The sequence below is a fragment of the Flavobacterium ginsenosidimutans genome (assembly GCF_037478105.1).
Taxonomy (GTDB): domain Bacteria; phylum Bacteroidota; class Bacteroidia; order Flavobacteriales; family Flavobacteriaceae; genus Flavobacterium; species Flavobacterium ginsenosidimutans.
In genome coordinates this window covers 3,192,162-3,211,164 of the sequence record NZ_CP147988.1, presented here as the reverse complement: position 1 = coordinate 3,211,164, position 19,003 = coordinate 3,192,162, and the positions used below count along the sequence as shown (strand labels likewise).

Sequence of the window (19,003 nt, the reverse complement as noted above, 5' to 3'; positions counted from 1 at the left end):
CAGTTCTTAACTGTAGCGCTTTTTCATTTTTAAGGTTTTATTAAGCCCCTAATTTTTCCTTGAACAAATTTGTATTCGTAAATTAGCCAATACAAAAACACAATTTAAATGACAATACTTACCTTCACACTGATCATGATTCTGGGTGCTTTTCTAGCAGGTTTTATCGGTTCATTATCAGGTTTGGGAGGCGGCATCATTATTATTCCGCTTCTTACTATTATTCTTGGTGTCGATATTCATTATGCAATTGGAGCCGCTTTGGTTTCTGTTATCGCCACTTCTTCAGGCTCTGCCGCAGCTTATGTTAAAGAAGGAATTACCAATATGCGAATGGGAATTTTTCTCGAAATCGCTACCACAATCGGAGCTGTTTGCGGTGCATTACTTTCAACCGTTGCTCCTACTTCTTTTATTGCCGTTTTATTCGGCTTGACTTTGATTTTCTCTGCTATCAATTCGCTTCGAAAAAAAGAAGAACATATTGTATTAGAATCTAGTCCGATGGCTAAAAAGCTAAAATTAGACGGAACTTATCCTTCTCACGACGGCGAAGTCATCAAGTACGGAACTAAAAACGTTCTTGGCGGTTTCAGTATGATGGGAGTTGCTGGAATGATGTCTGGACTTCTCGGAATTGGTTCTGGTGCTTTTAAAGTAATCGCAATGGATAACATTATGCGTGTTCCTTTTAAAGTTTCAACAACAACGAGTAATTTTATGATGGGAGTTACAGCAATGGCGAGTTCTGTTATATACATTCAGAAAGGATATATCGAACCTGGAATTTGTATGCCAGTTGTAATTGGCGTTTTGTTTGGAGCAATGGCTGGAGCCAAAATATTAGTGCGAACAAATCCTAAGAAATTGAGAATCTTTTTTGCCTGCCTAATTTTTGTTTTGGCAATCAACATGATTTATAACGGACTAAATGGAAAAATCTAATATGGTACAAGAAGAAAAATTTGGAGAAAAAGATTTTCAAACAATTATAGGAAACTTACTTCGCTACGGGGTTTGGATTTCGTTATCAGTAGCTTTTATTGGCGGTATTGTGTATTTACTTCATAATGGAAATCAAATTGAAGATTATTCTGTTTTTAAAGAAAACGACCGAAATATATTTGAAGTAATCGCAGCTGTTTACAATGGAGCGATTCAAGGAAACGGAGAATCTCTAATATTTACAGGAATTATTTTGCTGTTTTTAACGCCAGTTTTACGTGTTTTGCTTTCGCTGTTTTCTTTTTTATTAGAGAAAGATTACTTGTACGTTGGCATTACTTTAATTGTAATTCTGATTATTATAATTAGTATTTCATTCGGTTTCTCACATTAAAAAAAATGTAGATTTTAGATTTAAGATTGTAGATTTTGGAATTTAATTATTGAATTTGAAATTTAAAAACATGGAAATAGGAATAGACAGTTTTGCTTCGGCAATGTATGGCGATAACAACACTTTGAGCAGTGTTGATGCAATGGAACAATTACTGCAAAGAATTGAATTTGCAGATCAAGTTGGTCTTGACGTTTTCGGAATTGGAGAACATCATAAAAAAGAGTTTTTAGATTCTGCTACGGCTGTAATTTTGAGTGCGGCGGCGGCAAGAACGAAAAATATACGTTTAGCAAGTGCCGTTTCGGTTTTGAGTGCGGCAGATCCTGTTCGAGTGTATCAAAGTTTTGCGACTTTAGATTTGATTTCCAAAGGAAGAGCAGAAATCGTCGTAGGTCGCGGTTCTTCTATTGAAGCTTATCCCCTTTTCGGATTTAATCTTAATGATTATGATAAGCTTTTCAGCGAAAAATTAGATTTGCTTTTGCAGATTCGTGACAATGAATTTGTAAGCTGGGAAGGAAAATTTCGTCCTGCTATAAACAATCTTCCTGTGTATCCGAGAGCTTTACAAAAAAAAATGCCAATTTGGCTTGGAGTTGGTGGAACACCAGAATCTTTCATAAGAGCAGGTTCGCTTGGACTTCCGTTAATGGTTGCCGTTATTGGCGGACAAACGCATCGTTTTAAACCTTTAATTGATTTATATAGAGAAGCCGGAAAAGCAGCAGGTTATAAACCTGAAGAACTAAAAGTTGGCTTGCATTCACCTGGTTATGTTGGCGCAACGACAGAAAGCGCCGTTGCAGATTATTATCCAGGTTATTCCGAATTATGGACCAAATTAGGATACGAAAGAGGCTGGCCGCCTGTAACAAAAGGCAAATTCGATGGTTTGATTGATGATTTAGGCGTTTTAATTGTCGGTAGTCCAGAAAGAGCTGCTGAGAAAATCCTTCGTCACAGAGAAGCTTTAGGAGGAGTTGACCGATTTACTTTTCAAATGGATAATGCTGGATTGACTCACAAACAATTAATGGGTGCTATAGAATTAATTGGAACAAAACTAATTCCGTTGATTAAGAAGGGATAATTTTTTTGCCACTCCCGATAGCTATCGGGATAAAAGATTAAGGATTTTTTTCTGATTTTTGAATAGCGTCCAGCTTTAGCTGGATGAGAATATAGAACAAATATTAAAGGCTTTAGCCAAACTAATGAAGTTTGGCTAAAGCCTTTTTTTTAAATCCATGATTTTTAACCTCCAGTTAAAAACTGGAGGCAATTCATGAAACTTTTGAACCTAAGTACCTCTGAGCCTCTGCACCTTTAAAAGAAAAAAGCATCGCCAATTAAGAACGATGCTTTTTGTTGTGATTTGTAATTTTTCAACGAAAACAAACCAGTTTAGAATTTGTAGGTAACACCAACTCTAAAGTTTCTAGGTGCTTCTGTCTGCCAGTAATAAGCATTTAAGTAACTGTAGAATGACCCACTATATAGATATTTATCTAAGATGTTGAATACGTTTGCTGTAACTTTAAATTTACCTGTTTCATAAGATAAACCTCCGTCAAGTTTAAAATAAGATGGTAATCTTTCTAAACCTGCGCTCCAAGTATCTGTTTGACGTCCGTCAAGGAAAGTTCCTCCAATAGAAGCACCAAATCCTTTTAATGTACCATGCTGAAGCGTGTAGTTTAACCATGCATTTGCTGTATGTTTAGCATAACCTGGCACAATATCACCTTTTTTAATTCCAGTTGCAGCAGAAACTGCAGGATCAACTTCGTTTACAATAGACTCTGTAAAAGCATAATTTGCAATAAGATTAAGCCCTTCAAAGATTCTTCCTCTCAAATCAAACTCCAAACCTTGTGCTCTTTTTTCTCCTAATACAACACTAAATTGCTGTCCAGGAGTATTTGCAGGATCTGATGTTAATTCGTTTTTCTTTAAAATGCTATAAGCAGACAAAGTAGTGCTCCAAGAACCATCAAACCAGTCTCTCTTAATACCAATTTCTGTATTATTTCCAGTAAGTGGTTTTACTTTATCTCCATTTTTAATTACACCCGACTGCGGAGTAAATGCCTGATCGTATAATCCGTAAACAGAAGTATTTTCATCAATCGAAACACTTAAACCAGCACGAGGCGTAATGTGGCTGTCAGAAATTGGAGCTCCACCCCAGCTTGCTTGACTAATCCATGTATATCTTCCAGCAAGTGTTAATCTCACTTTATTTTCAAAGAAACCAATTTCATCTTGTACATATCCAGCAGCATATTCTGAACTCATTAAACCACCAATTGCTTTTGCTCTTACAGAAAGCGGTGTTGTGTGATCAAATTCAGGAAAACCGTTTGATGGCGTACCATAATTTGGATTATATACATTAAACGGATTGTCAACTGTATCTAAATCATGCGATTGTCCCCAATCTGCCATATAATCTTTGCTTCCTAAATCTACACCAGCCAATATTTTATGAGAAACATTTCCAGTATTGAATTTTCCGTTTACAAATATCTGTCCTAAGTACATATTGCTTTCTGCATCCCAAATACCTACATTTCTGATGATTTCTCCTTTCGCAAGAGTTCCATCTGTATTAGGTCCAACTGCACTAGGCCAAGAGCTATATCCTTGTTGAATGTACTTAAAATAAGATGTCTGAGCTGAAAGCTTCCAGTTTTCATCAAATTTATGTTCAAACTGAAGATATCCGCTGTGATCCTGAATATTAGTATCTGGAAGACCTGGCTGTGTCATTGTAAAATTACGAGGCAAAGTAGCATATCCATCAGATGCAGGTCCGAAAACATAGTAAGAACCAACTTCCGTCATATTAGCATACTGAAAGTTGTATTCAGCTGTAATTTTTGTTTTATCGTCAATTTGGTACGAAAGTACTGGAGCAATTACATAACGGTCATTGTGCTCAAACGGACGGTGAGAACCTTTATTCTGCGCTGCTCCGTTAAATCTGTACAATAATTTTCCTTTTTTATCCAATTTCCCATCAAGGTCAACACTTACTCTGTAAAAATCATAGCTTCCGCCAAGTACACTAACCTCTCCTTTTGTATTTCCTGTTGGTTTTTTAGTCACAACATTATATAATCCGCTTGGGTCTCCGCTTGAAAGCATAAATCCAGCTGGTCCTTTTACAAACTCAATATGATCTACAAAACTCATATCTTCTGTTAAAGGCCCCCAGAAAGAAGAAACAACGTTAAATCCATTTCTAAAAGCCTGAATTTGAGAACCTCTCATTGTAATATTTGTATATAAATCTCCCCAATGCTCCAAACGAACCGCTCCACTCACATTACGAATTACTCCGTCGCTCATGCTGATAATCTGCTGATCTTTTAATGTTTGAGCACTTACGATTTGAATATTTTGAGGAATTTCTAAAACTGGTGTTTGAAGACGCAATGATAACGAAGGCTTATCTTGCTTGTATTTATTCTTTGTAATGACAACTTCTTCAAGATCTTCCTGACTTTCAGAAAGAGTAAAATTCTTAGTCAAATTTTGTTTTGCGCTTATTACAATCTGATCTTCAACAGCCTTAATTCCTACACCTTTTAAGATAATTGTATAAGTTCCTGGTTTTATATTTTTAATTTCATAATGTCCTGAAACACTAGTAACATCTGAATATTTTGTTCCTTTTAAGACTACAGCAATATTTTCTGCAGGGTTATTTCCGCTCAAAGAAACTTTTCCATTTATATTTCCAAGCTGTTGTTGCGCGATCATATTTAATGAGCCCAAAAGCAGCACAAAAAAATAAACTTTTACATTAAAAATTATTTTCATTGGTTTTGATTTTAAATTGAGCGACAAAAGTATATGCTAATCTTAACTTTTCCAAATTATTTTTACTCATTCTAAATAAATATAACTTTTTGCAATGAATTTGAAGAAAAACTCGTTTTGAAAGTCTTATTTTTAAGTTATTTCATCATAAATATTAATCTACATTAAGTCTGAATCCGAATTCTATTTTTATCTTTATACTTCCAAATTTCAAAAAGAACCTAATAAAATAAAATCCTGATTATGAAATCAAACACAATAAGAAAAGTAGCCATTGTGGGTTATAACAGAATTCCTTTTGCAAGAGCAAACACTGCATATTCTAATGTGGGAAATAAAGAAATGATGATCGCAGCACTTGATGGTCTTATTGATAAATACAATTTAAAAGGAAAATTATTGGGTGAAGTTGCCGGAGGTGCAGTAATCAAACATACTTATGACAATAATCTGATTCGTGAATGTGTTATGAAAACCAGCCTCGACCCTGCAACTCCTGCCTGCGACTTACAGCAAGCTTGCAATACAGGAATTGAAAGCGCGGTTTATATTGCCAACAAAATTGCACTTGGACAAATTGATTCTGGAATTGCTGGCGGTGTAGATTCTATCAGTGATATGCCAATTGCAGTAAGCGAAAAACTTCGAAAAATATTATTAGAAGCTAGACAAGCAAAATCATTGGGCGGAAAAATTAAAACTTTTTTAAAACTTAGCCCCAAAGATTTTAGTCCGTTAGTACCTCGAAATGAGGAATCTCAAACGGGACTTTCTATGGGAGGACATACCGAAATCACAGCAAAATATTATAAAATCTCAAGAGAAGAGCAAGATCAATTTGCTTTGAAAAGCCATTTAAACATGGCGAAAGCTTATGATGAAGGATTTTTTGATGATATGATCACGCCTTTCAACGGATTAGAAAAAGACAATAATCTAAGAAGAGACAGTACAATTGAAAAATTAGCCAAATTAAACCCAGCTTTTGATAAAGTAAATGGTACTTTGACTGCAGGAAACTCAACTCCTTTAACAGATGGAGCTTCTTGCATTCTTTTGGCTAGCGAAGAATGGGCAAAAGAACAAGGGCTTCCAATTTTAGCTTACATTACTTTTGCCGAAATTGCGGCAATTGAATACGTTAAAAATCAGCAGAATCTTTTGTTAGCACCTTTATTTGCTGCTTCGAGAATGCTGGAAAAAGCCGAATTAAATCTTCAGGATTTTGATTATTATGAAATTCATGAAGCTTTTGCTGCTCAGACTTTGGCAACTTTAAAAATTTGGGAAAGTCCTGAACTAAGTGCCCAAATTGGTTTGAAAAAACCTCTTGGAGCAATTGACCGAAATAAACTAAATGTAAAAGGAAGCAGTTTAGCGGCCGCTCACCCATTTGCCGCAACTGGCGGAAGAATTATTGGTGTAATGGCAAAATTATTAAACGAAAAAGGCTCAGGAAAAGGATTAATTTCTATTTGTGCCGCAGGCGGACAAGGGGTTACAATGATAATTGAGAAATAACTTTTTCTATTTTTTTAAGAACATTTATAAATGAGCTAAACCCGACAGGTTTTAAAAACCTGTCGGGTTTCATTATATGCAATAAAAAAGAATTTCTTATTTCTTAAAAAGCAAATTCTTCAACCGAAGACAACGCTTTTGGCAACGCATTTTCTGCAAAATCAGGAATTGCAGTTCCTTCTACTCGAAATGTTGTTACATCGGTCATTCCTAAAAAGGCAAAAACTGTTCGTAAATACGATTCAGAGAAATCATAACTTTTGTATGGACCTTCAGAAAATATTGCTCCTGATGCAATCGATAAATACACTTTTTTATTATTTACCAATCCTTTTGGCGATCCGTCAGCATAACTGAAAGTCTTCCCTGCTCTAGCAATCTGATCGATCCAGCCTTTTAAAACAGCTGGAATTCCAAAATTATATAAAGGAACTCCAATCACAATAACATCAGAATCCAATAAGTTTTCGATTGCATCATCTGAATATTTTAAGGCTGATTTTTGTTCTTCCGAATGTGTTTCAGCAGGCGCATAAACGGCACTAATATGAGAACCTGTTAAATATGGTAAAGGTGTTTTAGAAAGATCAAGTGTTTGTACAGTACTATTTGGATTTACTGCTTTCAGCTTTTCGATAACAGCACTAGATAATTGATTACTAAATGAATTTTCTCCATTAGTACTAGTTAGTATTTGTAGAATTTTTTGGCTCATAATTGTATATCATTTGTTTTACAATACAAACTTATTTACATTTACTATCTCTTTTATAGTACTATCCTTGAGGATAGCGCTATCCTCGAAGATAGTAAAGCAAAAAACATGGAAACAACAACAGATATCATTAGCGAAATAGTAGAAAAAGACTGTAAACCACAAGAATGCATGGCGGCATTACTTCCTGTAAGAGATGCATTAGAAGTCTTGAGCGGCAGATGGAAACTTCCTATTTTAATTGCACTTTCTGATCGTCCAAAACGATTTAAAGAAATTTCAAAAGACATTAACGGAATCACCGATAAAATGCTTTCTAAAGAATTGAAAGACTTGGAAATTAATAAACTTGTTATAAGAACGGTTTATGATACTTTCCCGCCAACTGTAGAATACTCGAGAACGGAACACAGCAAATCGCTTACAAATGTGATTATGGCATTAAAAGACTGGGGAACTTTGCATCGAAAAGAGATTATCGGAAATCGAAATGAGTAATCGCATTTCTATCCAAATCATAAAAAACAATATAAAATACTTACTTTCTTAAACTGTAAATCAATAATTTATAGTAAATTAGGACTTCCTTACAATTTAGTTTCTTTTTAAAATTTTGTTGCACTTTATTTTAAACCACTAAAATTATGGAGTCAAAAATACCCGAAGGTCCTCTTGCTGATAAATGGAGTCTTTACAAGGCTAAAGCCAAATTGGTTAATCCAGCAAACCGAAAAAAGCTAAACATTATAGTAGTCGGAACCGGTCTTGCGGGCGCTTCTTGTGCAGCTTCTCTTGCTGAACAAGGCTATAATATAAAATCTTTTTGCTTTCAGGATTCTCCAAGACGTGCGCATTCTGTTGCCGCTCAAGGCGGAGTAAATGCTGCCAAAAACTACAAAAACGATGGCGACAGTACTTTCAGAATGTTTTATGACACCATTAAAGGTGGTGATTTTAGATCTCGAGAAGCCAATGTTTATCGTTTAGCCGAATGTTCTGCTCATCTTATTGATCATGCAGTTGCTCAAGGCGTTCCTTTCGCTAGAGAATATGCGGGTTACCTTAATAATAGATCTTTTGGAGGCGTTCAAGTTTCTCGAACTTTCTACGCTAGAGGACAAACTGGCCAACAGCTTTTATTAGGCGCTTATCAAGCTCTTGAACGTCAGTCTGCTTTGGGAAAAGTCGATTTATACACACGCCACGAAATGCTTGAACTCGTAGTTATTGATGGCAAAGCCAAAGGAATAATTGCACGAAATCTTGAAACTGGGGTTTTAGAGCGTCATGCAGCTGATGCGGTTGTGCTAGCTTCAGGCGGTTACGGAAAAGTATATTATTTGTCTACTTTGGCAATGGGCTGTAACAGTTCTGCCATTTGGCGCGCACATAAAAAAGGCGCTTTTATGGCTGGTGTAAGTTGGATTCAGTTTCACCCTACTTCACTTCCGCAACATGGCGAAAACCAATCTAAACTGACCTTAATGTCTGAATCTCTTCGAAATGATGGTCGAATCTGGGTTCCTAAAAAAGCAGAAGACGCTCGAAATGCAAATGCCATTCCTGAAGAAGAACGCGATTATTACTTAGAACGCCGATATCCTTCTTTTGGAAATCTAGCGCCAAGAGATATTTCGTCACGAGCTGCAAAAGAAAGAATCGATGCTGGTCATGGCGTCGGGCCAATGAAAAATGCTATCTATCTCGATTTCTCGGATGCCATAAAAGCCCAAGGAAAAGATAAAATCGAAGCTAAATACAGCAATCTTTTTGCTATGTATGAAAAGATTACGGGCATAAACGCTTATAAAGAACCCATGTTAATTTCGCCTTCAGCGCATTTTACAATGGGCGGACTTTGGGTCGATTATGAACTTATGACTACAATTCCTGGTTTATTTGCTTTAGGAGAAGCTAATTTTGCCGATCATGGCGCAAACCGTCTTGGAGCAAATTCGTTACTTCAAGCTTGTGTAGATGGCTATTTTATTGCGCCTTATACTATTCCTAATTACTTGGCAGGCGAATTAAATTTACCTAAAACAGATATTTCGCATCCTGCATTTGAAGAAGCAGAAAAAGCCGTTAGAAGGCAATTGGATCGTTTTTTACACACCAACGGAACACTTTCAGCTGATTATTTTCATAAGAAAATAGGACGTCTTCTTTATGAAAAATGCGGTCTTTCTCGAAGCAGAAAAAAACTGGAAGAAGCGATTATCGAAATTCGGGAACTTAAAACTTCTTTTGAAAAAGATCTCAGAATTACTGGCGATAATACTTTAAATAGCGAATTAGAAAAAGCGGGCAGAATTGCCGATTACATTGAATTAGCTGAATTAATGTGTTATGATGCCTTACAGCGCGAAGAATCCTGCGGTGCACATTTTAGAGAAGAATATCAAACCGCTGATGGTGAAGCTGTTCGCAATGACAATGAATTCTGTTATGTCTCGGCTTGGGAATGGAAAGGACCAAATAAAGAACCTGAACTGCACAAAGAACCTTTAACCTTTGAATCTGTAGAACTTGCTGTAAGAAGCTATAAATAAATGGTGAATTGTTAATGGTTGATTGTTAATTATTAATTATGAGTGAAGAAGTGAAATTGAACTTAATTTTCGACTTACTATTTATAGTAAAACTATTAAACATAAACTCAATATAGTAAAGCAAATAATTAATAATTAGCATTAAATATTTCACAATCAGCATTCACAATCAACAATCAACAATCAACCATTAACCATTAACCATTAACCATCAACCATCAACCATCAACAATTAACAATTAACAATCAACAATCAACAATCAACAATTAACCATCAACAATTAACAATTATCATGAAACTTTATCTTAAAATATGGAGGCAATTTAATTCTTCTACAAAAGGAGAAATGACAGATTATGAAATTGATGAAGTATCAGAGCATATGTCGTTTCTGGAAATGTTGGATCTTTTGAACGAATCGCTTATTCGGAAAGGAGAACGTGTTATCGAATTTGATCATGACTGTCGAGAGGGAATCTGCGGTCAATGCGGTGTAATGATCAATGGACGAGCTCATGGACCTTTAAAAAATACTACAACTTGCCAACTTCATATGAGAAGTTTTAAAGATGGCGACACCATATATATAGAACCATTTCGGGCAAAGGCTTTTCCTGTTTTAAGAGATTTAAAAATTGATCGAAAAGCATTTGATTCGATAATAGCCGCAGGAGGTTTTATTGGAGCTTCAACAGGTCAAGCGCCTGAAGCAAATAGCATTCCCATTTCGTACGAAACCGCCGAAGCTGCTTTTGATGCGGCTGCCTGCATTGGATGCGGAGCTTGTGTTGCTTCCTGCAAAAATGCGAGCGCAGCTTTGTTTGTTGGTGCCAAAATAACGCATTTGGCTTTGCTTCCACAAGGAAAAATTGAAGCTTCTAAAAGAGCGATTTCGATGGTAAAACAAATGGATGAAGAAGGTTTTGGAAATTGCTCTGATACTAGAGCTTGTGAAATCGAATGTCCGCAGGGAATTTCTGTGCTTTCGATTGCTAAGATGAATTTAGAATATATGAAGGCTCTGACTTTTAGAAAGTAATATGAAAGCTTGTAATACGAAGAGAATTTCTCGCAAAGACGCAGAGTCGCTAAGTTTTTTAAGTTTTAAGACTTCGCGACTCTGCGAGATTAGAAAAATACTTCAAATACAGTACGTTTATCTTTCTCCCGAAGTTTCGGGATCGCTCAGGAAGACAAACGGTAGAAACCTTTTTTCAATAAAAAAACTTAGCGACTCTACGACTTTGCGAGATTAAAAAATATTTTGTGCCTTCGAGTCTTTGTGGCAAAAAAACTTAAACAGTAAAATACGGCGTCAAAATATCTTCAAAATTATAAAGGCCTTTTTCTTTCTCTTTCAAATTTTCGGCAACAAAAATAACTCCGTTTCCAAATGCTTCCCTAGAAATCGATTCGTGGATTAAACGTACGGTTTGAAAAGGAAAACCAAAAATCACTTCGTGTTTTCCAACTATTCCTCCTGCCCTAACTACATTAATATTTTCTTTATCAACATCAAGAGCTTCTGCAATTTTTACAGCCGTTCCAGAAGTTCCTTCTTTTGCTTTAAAGTGTTCTTCATTTACTTCAATATCAACCCACGGCGCAATTTTCTTTAAAAATTTAGCGGCAAACAATAAATAATTTACTCCCAAAGTAATATTTGGCGACCAGAAAACAGTTGTTTTATCTGCCAGTTTCTTCAATAATTTTAGTTCTTTTTCCTTGTAATGCGAAATTGCTGAAATGATTTTCACTTTGTATTTCGCTGCTGTTTCTCCATACGTATAAATTCCTTCGCTAGAAGAAAAATCGATAATGGCATCTACTGGATGTTTTTCTAATAATTCTTCTACAGAAGTATGAGAACTTGAATAGATTAAGCCGGGTTCATCTGACTGGATTCCAAAAAACTCGGGAACTGATCTGTGTTCCAAAACATTACTTTGTCTTAAAACCCATTCAAGGCTGAATTTTTTATTTTCTAATAGTATTGAAGCTACTGATTTTCCAGTTTTTCCGAATCCGATTAATCCTATTTTCATAAGCATTTGTTTTTTTGTGGACGAAGCTTTGTCCGATTGAAAAATATTGATATTGTAAAGCGTTCAATATCAATCCTAATTTAAATTTTTAAAACAGTTTTAGAACTGCTTGTTCATAAAAATAGAAAAATCATAACAGAATTACTAAGTAAAAGTGAATTTTATAACAACAAACAAACTTCTTAATACGATTTTTTCTGTTAATACAATTTTCTTTTGTCAAAATTTTAAAGCAGATTGATTTTATAAACTATTCCATTTATAATGTTAAAAAATGTCTTTAAAAAAAGGATTTCATAATATACAAGTAAACATATTTTGACTAGATTTATCACCTGATACCCCAAATAAATATCAGTAAGTAATGGCCTACAACAACAATGAACTGCTTCGTTTTTTAGATGCTCAGAATAAATTGTATTTAACAGCTCTGGACGAAATTAAAAATGGTAAAAAAGAATCTCCTTGGATGTGGTTTATATTTCCTCAAATAAAAGGGATGGGTTCTAGTGATACTTCTAAATTTTATGAAATCAAAAATGCCGATGAAGCAATTGCTTTTTTAGAGCATCCAATCTTAGGGAAACATCTTCTAGAAATTACATCTGAATTAATAAAAAAAGAAGAAACAGTAAGCGATATTTTTGGAAGTCCCGATATAGAAAAACTAAAATCGTGTATGACATTGTTTGCTAGTGTTCAAAACAGCGAACCTATTTTTCAGGAAGTCCTTCATAAATATTTCGATGGCTCATCTGATTTTCATACTATTCAGCTCCTGTACAGCAATCTTTAGAGTTTTAAAACTATATCCTTTTATAGTTCTGTAATAAAATTATATTAAGTCCGTGAAATCTTTTTGTAATAACATAAGGCTTTACGGACTTTGTTCTTTTATGAAATTCATGAAAAAAAACTTAACAAACTTTAATGCAAAATAAATTCTCATTTTACTATTTTTGGCGAAATCTTTGAAGAAATCTCAACAAAATAATATTTGCACAAATTATAATTAATGAAAAAACTACTTTTAATAAGCATATTAGCAGTCTTGGTAATTTATGTTTTTAGAGAAACGGTTTATAAACCTTATCTCTGGAAGAAAACAATGGAAACTCCTGAACACAAACTACAGCTTGGAAGTTATATTTTTAGCAAACAAAGAGGAGTAAATGGCAGCCAGAGCACAGAAAAAAAATACTTCGTTTTTAAAGTAACTGAAATAAATGGAGATTATGTGCGTCTTTCTGTAATTCGACAATTATCGAAAAAAGGAAATCCAAAATCTTCGGATTTTTCGATGACAAGAGAAACGTATAGAAGTTTAAAACGCAATATTAAAAAAACTAAGGTAACAGGAATTCTTCGCGAAGATTTAACTAAAGAAGGAGAAGCTTATACTGTAAACGATTATCTTTTGAACAAATACCCTTCATTAAAAGAATCGCAATTCTATTACGAAGAAATTCCAAAAGCTGAAATAAATAGGAATACTCCAAAAGATTATTTTAATCTTATTTACTCCAAAGAGAAAATTATTGAGAAACGAAAACTCATTCCGTATACGATTTTAGACAACGATGTGCCTCAATTAGCAAGGCAATTGTCTCAGAGAGTGTGTCTAATTCTAAATTAAAATCTAAACTCCCAATAATAAATTGGGAGTTTTTTTATTGAAAATTTCTTTAAAAGAAGATCTTTCTAAACCTATTCTGAATAATTTTTTTGAAAACATTCAATAATTCTATTTTATTTAGAATTAATATAAATAAACTTTTATATTTGCCGCTTTCTGAGCAAAACGGAGTAGTTTTTAAAATTTACTTAATATTGCTTTTCCAAAACATAAACTTATTAAATGAACAATAATGCCAGTTTCGAATTAGATCTTTTCCATTCTTTTAAGGATGGCGACGAAACAGCCTTTAAGTTTTTTTATGATAAGTATTTTAGAAGAATCCAATCTTTCAGCGTTCAGTTTATTTATGACCAAGATGAAGCTGAAAATCTTGCTCAGGAAGCCTTACTACACCTATGGCAAAACAGAGAAAATGTAGAATCTCTTAACGGAATTCAAGCTTTCTTGTTTACTTATGCCAAATCAAAATGTTTGAATTTAATTCGACACAATAAAGTGAAGGATAAATTCAAAAATGACCTCTTAAACCATAAGGAAAGAGAATTGGATATCGAAGTTTTAAACTCGATTCAGTTCGACACTTTAGAATTAACCGAATTAGAACGAATTATTCAGGAATCTATCAGCGATCTGCCGCCAAAAACCAGAGAAATTTTTATTAAAAAACGCTTTGAGAATAAAAAAAATGCAGAAATCGCCGAAGAATTAGGAATTTCTTTAAAAGCCGTTGAAGCCCATATGACAAAGGCTTTGAAGATTTTAAAAACGAAATTATCTGATTATTTGTTCTTAATTTTTATCCTTATTTATAATAATTAAGAATAAAAGATAGGGTATTTTAATTCTGAGGTGTACTAACTATAGCGAGAAGTTTTAAAACGCAGATATGACATCGGAAATAATAAATAAATACCTTTCTAACGAAGCTTCAGAACAAGAAGTTCAGGCACTTTTTGATTGGATCGAAGCATCGGAAGAAAATAAAAAACAATTCATAAACGCTAAGAAAATTTGGGTATTAACCACACTTTCTTCTGATTTATCAATTGAAGCTGTACCTGTAATTCAAATGAAGCCAAAAAACAGTGTTAGACAATATTTACAATATGCGGCGGTGTTTTTAGTGTCTTTGGGTTTAGGAACTTCTGTTTACTTATTTAATAATACATCTGAAACTCCAAAAGAGATTGTTCTGGAATTGGGCGACGGCCGTTTAGAATATCTTTCAGGAAAAAATCAGACTACGTTATTAAATGACAAAGGCGATTTGGTTGCCAAAAAATTCCCGAATGAAATTATCTATTTTGGCAAAGTTCAAAATCACGAAGTTATTTATAATACGCTTAATGTTCCGTACGGAAAACGTTTCAAACTTAGACTTTCAGATGGTACAGTTGTGAGTTTAAATTCGGGAACTATTTTGCGTTATCCAGAGCAATTTAGTGTAAACGGAAATCGAAATGTATATTTAACTGGTGAGGCATTTTTTGAAGTTGCCAAAGACAAAACACATCCGTTTATTGTACACGCGAATCAGACTGATATTGAAGTTCTTGGGACTAAGTTTAATGTGAGCGCTTATCCTGAAAACCCTACAGTTAATAGTACATTAATTGAAGGAAGCATTCAAATGTCTCAAGCTGTTAATCCATCTAATGTTATTCTGTTAGAGCCAAACCAAATGGCGACTTGGCAGAATAATTCTAAAAAAATTATCTTAAAAGAAGTTGATCCTGCCTTTTATACTGCCTGGACAAAAGGCGAACTTGCTTTTAAAGATACTCCATTTTCTATTATCGCTAAGATTATTCAGCGTACGTATGACGTTGAAATTGTCAATGAAAATTCTGATTTGGCCAAACAGAATTTTACAGGCACAATAAAAATCAGCGATTCTAGTGTCGAAAACATCTTAGATCTGCTAAAACGCGACACGCCTTTTAATTATTCTATTAAACAAAAAACCATTACCATTACCAATCCTCGATAATTAAACAAACATGACATTTAAGATACAACCCGTTTTAAGAAAAATTCTGTTTTTCTTAGCCATACTCATATCTGGTTTTAAAGGATTTTCACAGAATAAATTGATTACAATACATACTAAGAATAAACCTATAAGCTTAATTATCAAAACGATTGAAGAACAAAGTGATTTTAGGATTATTTATAACGCAAGAAAAATAGATGCCGAACAATTAGCCGATTTAAATGTAGATAATGTCTCTTTAGAAACCGCTTTAACGCAGTTATTAAAAGACAAAAACATATCCTTTTACATTCAGAAAAAACAGGTTTTATTGACAAGCTCTGCTCCTACTGATTCTTCGACTGGAACTGCACAGGAGACGGAAAGATTTATTAGCGGAACTGTTTATAATGTAAAAGACAAACAGCCACTTCCAGGAGCTACAATTCGTATAAAAGGAACTGGAATGGGCGCTATAACTGATTTTAACGGAAAATTTGTTTATCAGTTAAAAGGAAATAATATTCCAAATCTTGTGCTTGAAGCTGGCTTTTTAGGAATGGAATCTCAATCTCAAAAAGCAGATCAGAAAAAAGATTTTGTTTTTTATCTTCAAGAAGCTGCAGACGAATTAAATCCGGTTGTTATAACTTCATCTTACGGAACTACAAAATTAAAAGAAGAAATTGTTGGTAGTATTTCGACTTTAAATGCAAAAGATATTGCTGTAGAACAAGCTTCTGAATCTATTGATAAAATGATTACAGGTCAGATCGCCGGAGTTATGGTCGAAAATACTTCTGGAGTTGGAGGTCCTGTAAAAATAAATATTCGTGGTCAGGGAACTTTACCATCATTAACGGGAGCAAAAACTGGAACTTCGACGCAGCCGCTAATTATTATCGATGGAGTTATTATGGGTGAAGAATATGGAATTGATAGTTCATATTTTAGCGGAAATGGCGATTTTACAGAAAGTTTCGGAAATCCGTTAATGAAAATTGCACCCGAAAATATTGAAACGATTTCTGTCCTTAAAGACGCTGCGGCTGTTGGTATTTATGGTGCTGACGGAGCAAATGGTGTAATTTTGATTACTACTAAAAAAGGAAAAAAGGGAAAAACTCAGTTTGGTTTCTCTAATCAGCTTGGGGTTTCGTCTGCTATTAATCAGATTAAATATTTAAACGGAGAACAATATACAGAACTTCGAAATGAATATTTAAAAAATACTTCTCCAGGATCTGCGCTTCTTGAATACAACGGAGTTAACACTGACTGGTTTAAACTATTAAATAGAACTGGAGTTTACAATAAATATAATTTTAATGTTTCTGGTTCTACTACAAAATTCACTTATCGAACAAATATCAGTTATTTAAAAATTGATGAACCGCAATTAGGCAATTCAACCAAACAATTAAATGCTGGAATTAATTTGGGCTATAGTTCTAATAAACTGGATATTAACTTAATGCTTAATCCGAGTTTTATTCAGAAAGATGCGCCAAATATCTTTTATTCTTTTGCTTACTTGCCTACTCTTTCTCCTTATAACGAAGACGGCTCTTACTCTACGCTTGGCGTGAGTGGTATGACGCGAGGAAATCCGCTTGCCGCAATCGAGCAAAATAAAAACGAAGCACAGACTTATGGCCTTTTTGGAAGTTTAAGCCTTTCTTATAAACTAAGTAATGCTATCAAATTTTCTACGCTTTTTGGTATGGATTATACGGATAAAGATCAAGATCGCTATTTCTCAGCTCAGAACGAAAGCGGACAGTTTGCTGGGACTTTCACTTTAGATAATATAACATATCCCAGATGGGGACGCCGACTTATCAATGAAAGAAATGCTAAAAAATGGAACTGGCAAGGACAAGCTTTATTTGACAAACAGCTTACAGAAAATCATGCCGTTGACGGTGTTGTTGGTTTCGAACTTTCTCAAGATAAAACGGATTTCCGTTACCAATCTGGTGTCGGATTTGTTAATCCGTATGTTATTAATCCTGTTTCTAATGCCATTAGAGATGACAATCCAGCAACTGAAGCAGACGAAACTAATAGCAATCAGACCATTGGAAGTGAGATTAGTTATAATTCAAGAGTTTCATTGTTTTCTCAGGTAAATTACAATTATAAAAAGCGTTATTACTTTTTGGCCAATTTCCGTCGTGACCAAAGTTCTGTTTTTGGCGACGATTCTGATGTTGCTAATAACGGCGGTGCTGGAGCAAGCTGGATCATTAGTAATGAATCCTTTTTTAATCGTAATTCTTGGGTCAATTTCTTAAAACTGAAAACAAGTTATGGTACAACAGGAAATTCTAGAATTGGTTCTTACAGATCAAAAGGTTTGTACAATATAGCTCAAAACAATTATAACGGAGGATCTGGCGCAACTACAGGAACAGCTCCCAACGGAGATCTAAGTTGGGAAAAGAATACAAAATTTAACGCAGGAATTGATTTCAATATTTTTGATCGTGTTGAATTGAGTTTAGAATATTACTATGATAACAAAAGTGATTTAATCACTACACGAGATATTCCTACTGAAACAGGTTATTCTTCAATGCAGCTGAACGCAGCAAGTATGTACAACAAAGGTTTTGAACTTTCTACACGAATTAAATGGATAAAAAGCAATGCTTTTAAATGGACAACGGCATTCAATATTTCAACTGTTGATAGCAAAGTAACTGATTTAAAAGGTTTAGGAAGCGATTATTCTTTGGCAGAACTTGCATTGGCTCAAAAAATCGGTTACAGCACCACTACAATATGGGGAATAAAATGGGTTGGAGTTGATCCTGCAACAGGAAGAGATTTGGTTACTAAAAACGGTCAGATTTACGATCTTGTTACCTACAGAACTTTATTTAGTGCAGCAGATTGGGAACCAATTGGAGACACACAAGCAAAAGCGTATGGAGGTTTTTACAACAATTTTACTTTCTATAATAATTTAGTTTTATCCGTTAGAGGAGATTTTCAAGTAGGCGGTGATTTCTTTGCTTCAGACGTTTTGATCGACAAATATTCAAATACGTCTAACCGAAATCTTTCTGTAAATGCAGATGATCATTGGAGAAATCCTGGAGATATCGTTTCTCAATCGGCAGTTGCTGGATCGCCAGTTACTTCAAATTTAAGCAAATACGTTTACGATGCTACTTATTTGAGAATAAGCAACATCAATCTTAGCTATAATGTTCCTATCAAAAATATTTTCTTGGATACACTTTCTGTTTTTGCAGATGCAACAAATGTGCTGTATTGGTACAAAGAAAAAAGTCCGAAGGGAATGAACGGAATTCGTGAGTTTAGTTTTACCTATCCTCAGGCAAGAACAATTTCACTTGGTGTTAATGCAAAATTTTAA

Annotated in this window: 15 protein-coding genes; 12 read left to right on the top strand and 3 right to left on the bottom strand. The window is 34.4% G+C overall.

Translation table 11 applies throughout. The features are described from left to right. Nucleotides 1-108 precede the first annotated feature (108 nt). The 3 genes from V6624_RS14110 (at nucleotide 109) to V6624_RS14100 (ending at nucleotide 2,432) form a co-directional block, all read left to right on the top strand. On the top strand, nucleotides 109-945 hold the full coding sequence (locus V6624_RS14110) for a sulfite exporter TauE/SafE family protein (RefSeq protein ID WP_111290447.1): 837 nt from the start codon (nucleotides 109-111) through the stop codon (nucleotides 943-945). Next, complete coding sequence (locus V6624_RS14105; RefSeq protein ID WP_111290445.1) at nucleotides 932-1,339, top strand: DUF1634 domain-containing protein; 408 nt, start codon at nucleotides 932-934, stop codon at nucleotides 1,337-1,339. The genes V6624_RS14110 and V6624_RS14105 overlap by 14 nt, the downstream gene beginning before the upstream one ends. Before the next feature lie 70 nt (nucleotides 1,340-1,409). Further along, nucleotides 1,410-2,432: an LLM class flavin-dependent oxidoreductase gene (locus V6624_RS14100; protein ID WP_338839021.1), complete on the top strand. Its 1,023-nt coding sequence runs from the start codon at nucleotides 1,410-1,412 to the stop codon at nucleotides 2,430-2,432. Nucleotides 2,433-2,746: 314 nt separating this feature from the next. Here the strand turns inward: V6624_RS14100 and V6624_RS14095 are convergent, their stop codons facing one another. Beyond that, nucleotides 2,747-5,170, bottom strand: a complete 2,424-nt coding sequence (locus V6624_RS14095) for a TonB-dependent receptor (protein WP_338839020.1) — start codon at nucleotides 5,168-5,170, stop codon at nucleotides 2,747-2,749. A gap of 243 nt (nucleotides 5,171-5,413) precedes the next feature. Here V6624_RS14095 and V6624_RS14090 point away from each other — a divergent pair, with 243 nt between their 5' ends. Next, on the top strand, nucleotides 5,414-6,691 hold the full coding sequence (locus tag V6624_RS14090; RefSeq protein ID WP_338839019.1) for an acetyl-CoA C-acetyltransferase: 1,278 nt from the start codon (nucleotides 5,414-5,416) through the stop codon (nucleotides 6,689-6,691). 103 nt (nucleotides 6,692-6,794) lie between these two features. On the opposite strand, the gene V6624_RS14085 is transcribed toward V6624_RS14090, so the two are convergent. Then, a complete protein-coding gene (locus tag V6624_RS14085) occupies nucleotides 6,795-7,406 on the bottom strand; it encodes an FMN-dependent NADH-azoreductase (protein WP_338839018.1) in 612 nt (203 codons plus the stop codon). A 108-nt stretch (nucleotides 7,407-7,514) separates the two neighbouring features. Between V6624_RS14085 and V6624_RS14080 the strand changes: the two genes are divergently transcribed. The 3 genes from V6624_RS14080 to V6624_RS14070 all read left to right on the top strand — a co-directional run bounded on the left by V6624_RS14080 (nucleotide 7,515) and on the right by V6624_RS14070 (nucleotide 10,998). Further along, nucleotides 7,515-7,904: a winged helix-turn-helix transcriptional regulator gene (locus tag V6624_RS14080; protein WP_111290435.1), complete on the top strand. Its 390-nt coding sequence runs from the start codon at nucleotides 7,515-7,517 to the stop codon at nucleotides 7,902-7,904. A gap of 146 nt (nucleotides 7,905-8,050) precedes the next feature. Next, on the top strand, nucleotides 8,051-9,958 hold the full coding sequence (locus V6624_RS14075) for a fumarate reductase/succinate dehydrogenase flavoprotein subunit (protein WP_338839017.1): 1,908 nt from the start codon (nucleotides 8,051-8,053) through the stop codon (nucleotides 9,956-9,958). A 293-nt stretch (nucleotides 9,959-10,251) separates the two neighbouring features. After that, nucleotides 10,252-10,998, top strand: coding sequence for a succinate dehydrogenase/fumarate reductase iron-sulfur subunit (locus V6624_RS14070; RefSeq protein WP_338839016.1), 747 nt, complete (start codon nucleotides 10,252-10,254; stop codon nucleotides 10,996-10,998). Between the two features lie 256 nt (nucleotides 10,999-11,254). Here V6624_RS14070 and V6624_RS14065 read toward each other — a convergent pair whose 3' ends face one another. Next, nucleotides 11,255-12,004: a dihydrodipicolinate reductase C-terminal domain-containing protein gene (locus V6624_RS14065; RefSeq protein ID WP_111291187.1), complete on the bottom strand. Its 750-nt coding sequence runs from the start codon at nucleotides 12,002-12,004 to the stop codon at nucleotides 11,255-11,257. Between the two features lie 364 nt (nucleotides 12,005-12,368). Between V6624_RS14065 and V6624_RS14060 the strand changes: the two genes are divergently transcribed. The 5 genes from V6624_RS14060 to V6624_RS14040 all read left to right on the top strand — a co-directional run bounded on the left by V6624_RS14060 (nucleotide 12,369) and on the right by V6624_RS14040 (nucleotide 19,003). After that, nucleotides 12,369-12,800: a DUF1810 domain-containing protein gene (locus V6624_RS14060; RefSeq protein WP_111290430.1), complete on the top strand. Its 432-nt coding sequence runs from the start codon at nucleotides 12,369-12,371 to the stop codon at nucleotides 12,798-12,800. A 219-nt stretch (nucleotides 12,801-13,019) separates the two neighbouring features. Then, nucleotides 13,020-13,640 (top strand): hypothetical protein, encoded by a 621-nt coding sequence (locus V6624_RS14055; protein WP_338839014.1) that lies wholly within the window; start codon nucleotides 13,020-13,022, stop codon nucleotides 13,638-13,640. A 222-nt stretch (nucleotides 13,641-13,862) separates the two neighbouring features. Further along, nucleotides 13,863-14,462, top strand: a complete 600-nt coding sequence (locus V6624_RS14050) for an RNA polymerase sigma-70 factor (RefSeq protein WP_111290426.1) — start codon at nucleotides 13,863-13,865, stop codon at nucleotides 14,460-14,462. Between the two features lie 67 nt (nucleotides 14,463-14,529). After that, nucleotides 14,530-15,633, top strand: coding sequence for a FecR family protein (locus V6624_RS14045; RefSeq protein WP_338839013.1), 1,104 nt, complete (start codon nucleotides 14,530-14,532; stop codon nucleotides 15,631-15,633). A 10-nt stretch (nucleotides 15,634-15,643) separates the two neighbouring features. Beyond that, nucleotides 15,644-19,003: a SusC/RagA family TonB-linked outer membrane protein gene (locus V6624_RS14040; RefSeq protein WP_338839011.1), complete on the top strand. Its 3,360-nt coding sequence runs from the start codon at nucleotides 15,644-15,646 to the stop codon at nucleotides 19,001-19,003.